This window comes from Anaerobiospirillum sp. NML120511 (assembly GCF_023050955.1).
In the GTDB taxonomy this organism is placed as follows: domain Bacteria; phylum Pseudomonadota; class Gammaproteobacteria; order Enterobacterales; family Succinivibrionaceae; genus Anaerobiospirillum.
The window spans coordinates 109646-117442 of record NZ_JALKIK010000011.1; the positions used below are offsets into that span (position 1 = coordinate 109646).

General features: G+C 49.2%; 2 protein-coding genes. Both read right to left on the reverse strand.

What is annotated here, in order from left to right; all coding sequences use genetic code 11:
- Positions 1-269 precede the first annotated feature (269 nt).
- The gene (locus tag MXE39_RS05000; protein WP_247073830.1) at positions 270-2531 is read right to left on the reverse strand and encodes a hypothetical protein; all 2262 of its coding nucleotides are present in this window, start codon (positions 2529-2531) and stop codon (positions 270-272) included.
- A gap of 956 nt (positions 2532-3487) precedes the next feature.
- On the reverse strand, positions 3488-7720 hold the full coding sequence (locus MXE39_RS05005; RefSeq protein ID WP_246978356.1) for a type ISP restriction/modification enzyme: 4233 nt from the start codon (positions 7718-7720) through the stop codon (positions 3488-3490).
- Positions 7721-7797 lie beyond the last annotated feature (77 nt).

Genomic DNA, 7797 nt, shown 5'->3' on the forward strand with positions numbered 1-7797 from the left:
TCTAGCAGCCCAGCCCTGTGTCAGGACCTGCCTTTGTGCAGCTCAGACCTGAGCAGCCGGGCTCAAGCAGAGCACAAATGCCCCCTGAGCCCGGGCCATGGAAGTACCAGGAACCATTGCCGTAACTGCCAGTGTCAGTCTGTAGCTCCCTGGGCCAGGTACAGGTCATAAGCTGGTACAGGTAGCTTTTCAACTCGCTTTTGCTTCCTGCGCCATGCGCAAAGCTCCGGCAAGTTATCCAGCGTCCTCTTTATAAAACCAGTGATAAACTAATCCTCTGTCTTAACAGTCTTTCTGGACCTGGTGCCCGTTGTCTTTGCTGTTCTGGCCGCAGCCTTTGGCTTTACAGCATCCTTATTGTCCTTGCCCTCAGCTCCGTCGGACTCAAGCTCTGCGGCGGACTCAGGCTTTACAGTCTTTCTGGTCCTGGTGCCCGATGCTGGTGCTTTTCTGGCCTGAGCCTCTGGCTTGACGGCATCCTTGTTGTCTTTGCCCTCAGAACCATCGGACTCAAGCTCTGCGGCGGCCTCTGTTTTGGCAGTCTTTCTGGCCCTGGTGCCCGATGCTGGTGCTCTTTTGGCCGGAGCCTTTGGCTTGACGGCATCCTTGTTGTCCTTGCCCTCAGCTCCATCGGACTCAAGCTCTGAGGCGGCCTCAGGTTTAACAGTCTTGCTGGTCCTTGAGCTGGGTGCTGGTGCTTTTAGGGCCGGAGCCTTTGGCTTGACGGCATCCTTGTTGTCCTTGCCCTCAGTAACGTCAGACTCAAGCTCTGCGGCGGCCTCTGTTTTGGCTGTCTTTCTGGTCCTGGAGCTCGATGCTGGTGCTTTTCGGGCCTGAGCCTTTGGCTTTACGGCATCCTTGTTGTCCTTGCCCTCAGCTCCGTCGGACTCAAGCTCTGAGGCAGCATCAGGCTTAACAGTCTTTCTGGTCCTGGAGCTCGATGCTGGTGCTTTTATGCTCTGAGCCTTTGGCTTGACGGCACCATTATCGTCAGAACTGTACAACTTAATATGCCTGTGGTCTGCCAGGATTGCCATCAACGCACCAACTTTTTCAATCATCTCGTCTGTTACCTTCATACGCTTAAGGTAAAGCAGTACATTTTTTGACGGAGCAGGATAAATAACAGGCTTTTCACCATTTCTGCCGGGAAGAATCCTGTGTACCATCAGCATTTTGATCAAAGGCCATACCGGACAGTCAGTTAATCCTGAGGTGTTTGCAATCATGTCGCGAAAAAAATGTGTAATCAGAAGGCAAAACACTCTGGCATTGACGGTAGCCGCATCATTACCTGCACTCAGACGGCTTAGAAGGTTTTGTACCCCATGACCGAAGAGTGCCTCACTGAAAATCTTATAATGACAGGATCTGAAGTAATCATCTTCAGGATCGTCGCAATCGCAATCGGACGAGACTACAGCGCTGTAGCAATGCTCCATTAGCTGCTTTCTTAGAAATTGAGTATCAGCTTCGACATTAACCATACGTCCATTACGACAGACAGGATTTATGTAGTCGGCCAGATCAGGGTTAACAGCAGGATTTTGTATGCCACATTTAATTGCTGACAATAAATTATCCAACTCATCGTTGACCGCATCTATGGTATCGGCAATATCCTGAGCAGCACTGTCAAAGTTGAAGAACAGGGTGGCAGAAAGCTCATCCATCTCATCATACAGTCTGCAAGGCTCGGTAAAAGCAGAAAGATCTTCGTCAAAATCCATGGAACCGCTGCACTCTGCAGGATCGACAGCGTAGTTTGCCATGAGCTTTCTGGTGATTTCATGGTCACTGGTAAGAAGCTTCACCCAGTGTATGGAATGCTGATCCAGGATGCTTATCAGCCCCTTGCTGTTAATACCAGGGCCAATACTGGCTCCCTCCACTTTCAGTTTTGACCTGTTAAGAAAGCTTATTAATGACTCAACTGCCTCTTCGTCTGTGGTGTCGCCGGTTTTTACTGACCAGTAAAAGGGCAAAAGTGTCTGTGACTGCACAGCCACGATAATGTAGTCTGAATACCTGTCTGCCTCTGAGCTGGACTTGCTGCCTCCGCCACCGCAAGAGCCATCTTTTACAGGGGAGCTGAAATCGCTGACGTCCCCCGTACCTGGCAGGAATAAAATCCACATTTTGCTATTTTTAGTAAGCCTCCTGGTGGTAGCTGCCCACAGCTTTTTAAACTCTTCAAACTGATCATCACCAGTTGAAGTTAAGAGCTGCGAAAACCAGGCAGCATCATGATGGCTTTTTAGAAAAACAGCACTGAGCTTTGAATAATTGGCAAGCAGCTCAGGATCATCCCCCATCTGACTCAGGCCGAACATGGCAATATCAAAGAAAGCGTCGGCTTTTTCCTTACCGAATGCTTCCCTTGCACAGGCCATCAGGCCTGAGTTATTGGCTATTTTCATCAGCACCGCAAAAAGACCTGCTGATAAAGCACAGTTACCCAGGTTCTCAAAGCCATAATGCTCAACCCACAGGTCTGGATGACGGATACGGAAGTTGTCATTAGGATACATCTTGCAATCTGGCAGCATCTCACCAATTACATAGTTCCCGTAACAGTATGGAGCCCTTTCGCCCTGTTGAACAGACACCTCTTTTGTGATGCAGTTACCAAACGCAAAGTCAGGTATATCAATGGGATGCAGTTTGCGGCCGGTTTTACTCATAAATTCCCTCCAGGCACTTATTTCAGGGCAGTGAAACATCCCTGCAGTAATCAACTTGATGAGACTTTTAAAGATATCGGTTAAAGTCGGCTTAAATATGCCATGTTTATCCGATTTTAAGCCAGACTCGGGTCATTTGGAACAACAAAATCCTGAAACATTGTCAGACAGCCCCATGACCAGAGAATACCGTTGTGGTTGATACCGGCAGCAAGAGCCCAGGGCGCTGCCCTGTGCGCGAACGTCTCAGCTACAGGATGACAGCCAATGGTACCCCAGGTCCACGAAAGGGCAAAATCTCAGGCTACATAATCGATAACGCCTGAGCTGCCAAAGAAGACCTGACTGTCACTGTCTCTGTCGACGGCTTATGGAACCTGCCTGCAGGCGTACGATCCCTGGACATTCTGCTAAAGCTGGTCCTTGCCACCGCCCCAAAAATACTCCCCTGTCGCCACCAAAACCTGCACATCAAGGCGCCGCAAAACAACATCGCCAGAGGATCAATCTGTAATGAGCTTGCCGGCGTTAAGGCGGACCTGCACTGGAAATCAGGGGCATAAAACACAGAACTAAAACTTAATACATAATGATTTATAAAGTATTAGCAACTGCTTTCAATAACATGCGAACACTCTATGTATCGTTATGTAAAGTATTTGCCTGCATTGAAGCATAATAAATTGAGGCCCGTCATATCGCTATGACGGGCCTCGTTATTTACGGCAACTAAATGTTTTAGGACGTATTAATTGCGTTCTTAATCAGCATAGGGCTTTAACACTGAATGCTTTAATCTGTTGTTACTGATCAAGTTTATGAATGGTCAGCTTTGGCAGAGCCCTGACTGTCTTTACTGTCTCCAGAGAGACAGTGATTACACGCAGAATGAGCTTGAGAATGTACTGCTCATCGCCTACTGAAGCCGCATAGTCGTTGAAGTCGTTAATGATACCGCTGTCCTTGTCAACCTTGACGCAGCAGCGGTCCAATACCCAGTCAAGGGCAGACTTCTTGTTTACCACATACTCCTGAACCTCCAGCGGAATTTTGCTGATTGTAATGGAGTCGTTGTAGACAATCATGCTGCGGTCCTTGCCCTCATCACCAGTCTTACCTTTTACCTTGCCATAGGCCATCTTGTTGACCCTGAAGTCCCCACTGCCAATACCAGTAAGCTCACAGCCTTTATATGGCTCAACTGACTCGTAGTTGACGTGCAGATCAGCAAGCTTACGGCCTGCCTGCTCAAAGGCAGAGAAATCCTCCCATGTAGCCACACGCGGAATACGTGGCAGCTCCTTAATGAGGTTATTGGCATAGGTGGTACGGTAGTCCTCACTGTGCAGCAGGCCGTATATATAGTAGAAAACGGCATCAGCATCAATCTCAGAGGCGTGCTCAGGATATGCAGCCCTAAAATGCTCAATAGCCTCATCATTGATGCCATCAGTACGAATATAACCATGCTCATCAGCATCACGACCTGCAATCTCGCCTATGAGACCGCCCTCAGGTGCCCTGGTGTAGACATAGCGTGGAAGGCACTGGCCCTTCTCGACCATATCCAGACAAGGTATCTGATCAACCATCAAACAGCTGAACTCCCTGGCTCCTACACCAGCAACGCTGATTGCAAGGTTCTCTGCGCCATTGTATGGGAATAATTTTGGCTGAGAAGACTCTCGGTGTATCCACAACTTGTCCCAATATACGAACTGCTTAAAGAATGGGCGATAGACAGCTAACTTGATATTATCCTCAGAGTATGGGCTGCTCGTGACCTTTTGTTCCAGTTTGCTTTCCAAGCTGGAGCTCCACTTGATTTGTTTTGCATCAAAAATTTGGACAAAGTTTTCAGCATCTTTGCTAAAACTATCAACCTGACTGTTATAGAAGTTGATACACGTTTCAAAGTTTGACTCAAGTTGCTCTTTTCCTGATTGAAAAGACCAAGCGTCGCGGTTTGTGTTGACGCCAAGGCTAATGGTTCTAAAAACACTCAGACCATTTGTGTTCTTGCCATCAACAGTAATAAACTTGCCAAAATCATCCCGCCTCTGATTAAACCAGTCGTTGTGCTCATCCGGAACAATCTCTGAAAGTTCAGCATTAACTACTGACTTAGTGGAGGCCAGCTGCAGCAGCTTTTCCTCACGGGACATGTAGTCATCAACACAGGCAAAGTGAATGCGACCACTCTCCTGTGATGCAGGGTTCTTAACAAGAATGGTTATGGCGATAGGTGCACGGCTGCCGGCGCCGAAAATCTTTCCACCTTCCTTTCTTGACTGCTCGCCAGAGGTACGCTGATTGCCTTTAAGATGGTAAATGTAAATGGAGCTGAATTCCTGCTGCAGGCACTTGCGCATGCCGTTGGCTGCTGATGCATCCATCCATCCGGCATTGGTTACAAAAGCCACAATGCCCTGATCCCCTATGCGGTCGGAGGCCCAGCGGAATGCCTTAATGTAGCTGTCATACATGCTCTTGGAGCTTGAGACTTTACCGCATTCTTTTACGTATGTCTCCTGAATGCGGGTATCTACACCTTGCTTTCCAAGGTAACGCTCATTCTGATTGTCGTCATTGGCGCTGGTCTGACCAATAGAGTAAGGAGGGTTGCCGATGATGACGCGGATTGGCAGTTCGTCTACCTGCTGGCGGCGGGCAGTGTTCTGGGCAATGGTGTTAGCAAGTAGCGGGTTGACCTGCGCGTCGTGCAGGGCAAAGGTGTCGGTCAGGACGGTGATGTTGTTTGGCTGGTACGGCATGCCGTCCACCAGATCGTGGAAGACCGACTCCATGTTGATGGAGGCTACATAGTAGGCCAGCGGCATGAGCTCAAAGGCATGCAGGTCATGGTAATACTTGTTGGCCAGGGCATTACGCGGAATAATGTCTTCAGACTGCATCAGACGGGTGATAAAGGTGCCGGTGCCGGTGAAAGGATCCAGGACATGCACGCCGTCGTTGGCCAAGGTCTGATTGAACTCCTTTTTGAGGATGTCATTGACTGAGTGGTTGATGAAATCAACCACCTCAACAGGGGTGTATACAATGCCCAGCTTTTCCTGCTGCTTAGGGAAAGCTACTTTGAAGAAGCGGTCAAAGAGGTCTACTACCACCGACTGACGCTCAGCCAGAGTCCTGACGTTCTGCATCCGGAACTCAAGGCCGTCATAGAAGTTCTTAAGTTCAACACTGGCGTCCTGCAGTCCCTTGCTGTCCAGCCTCATAAGCATATCTGACAGAGCTCGGGCAACTGGATTGTGTTCAGCAAAAGGATAGCCCGGGAAGAGCTTGTCCAGAATTGGCTTGATGACCACATGCTGAGCCAGCATATCGATTACTTCGTCAGCATCCAGTACATTAGCCTCTTCCTCACTGACAGCCTTGCCATTTATGGATGACGACAGGTGTATACGGAAGTCTTCAAACTCCTTGCGTACGGAGGCATTGGACGAGTCATTGAGGGTGTTGTTGATGATTTCAACCTGCTTCTTACAGATCTCGGCTACATCATCGGCCCAGTCCTCCCACTCTCGGCGGTTACCGAGCTTGCGGACAATAGATGACTTGATACGCTGCTCATACTCAATAAGATCAATAAGCCCTGGCTTCGTTACAGGTCCATCGAGCTCAGAGTTGCTTTTAGATGAGTTTCTGGATGATTTAACTGTCTCAGCCTTTGCAGCCAGGGCCTTGTCGTCAATGCAGACGACTTCGATGCGCTCGTCTATCTTTTCGAGATTGCCATCTACGATCACATGGTTAGGGTTTATGGCCTTGAGGGCGCGCAGCACCTGCCAGACGACAGCGAACTGGTCTGTACGGTTGATAACGGAGTCAATTTCCTCGTCTGCACTGGCCACAACAGGAATGATTACGTAACCGCGCTTCTTGCCCGGGGCACGACGCATGACACGGCCTACGGTCTGAACCACATCTACCTGAGACTTTCGTGGTGACAGGAAGATTACAGCATCAAGTGCTGGAACATCTACACCCTCGCTCAGGCAGCGTACATTGAAGAGAATCTTGCAGTGCTCATTCTCCGGTTCTTCACGCAGCCACTGCAGCAGTGCACCTTTCTCCAGAGCATTCATAGAGCCGTCAATATGTCTGCAGTCACAGTGCAGATCATGGCTCATGATGTATTTGTATTCGCTGTTGGCTACCGGATCCTCAGGCTTTGGTCCTTCCTTGATAACATGATTTCGATATTCGTTGACTACAGTCTCAAAGGTGTCAGTAAACGCTTTTGATGAGACCTTGTCGAGCTTCTTATCGGGATTGATAACCTGAGCAAAGCCTACAGCGCGACGCATAGGCAGGTGGTCACCGACCAGCTGATCTGAGGTGCCGTACTTGTTTAGAGCTTTCCATGCACCAACAATACGGGCAGCATTGTTGTCCGAAAGATGGCTCATGCTTTCTGCTGTACGGGCAAAACGGGAATCAGCCACCAGAATTACTACTTTGTAATCCACCAGGCAGCCCAGACTGACAGCTTTATCAAAGTTTAGAGAGTGCAACACCGGACCAAAGACATCTACATCGTCCATGGAATACAGCACAGCCTCACCTGTCTCCTTCTGCTTTTTGGCTGCATCTCCATAGATCTTTGGTGTGGCTGTCATGTACAGGCGCTTTTTGGCATGCACGTAATCATTATTATGGATACGTGTAAAGACAGCCTCCTCTTCATCAATGAAGTCCAGCTTTGACTTACGAGACTTGCTCTTGACAGGCTTGTCACCGGACGAAGCTGACTCCTGTGCATCAACAGGCTCAGAGGTTGAGGCAGTACTGTAATCGTCTCCCTGCTCAATAATCTCAAGAATTCTGCTGAGCTCTGCAGCCTCCGCTGCTGCTGCCGCAGCGCGCTCTTTGGCATCGTCCTGAACCAGATAGCCGCCAGCGGTGCGGTGAGCCTCGTCGCAGATAACAAGGTCAAATGGCTGCATGCCGTGATTGTTCTGAGCAACAGCAATGACATCAATGGACTGGTAGGTGGAAAAGATCACGGTCATACCAGACTGTTCAGTACGACTGCTCAGAGCATTGTTAATCTGTTTTGCCAGGGAGACAGCATCTGTGGTGGCTGGAT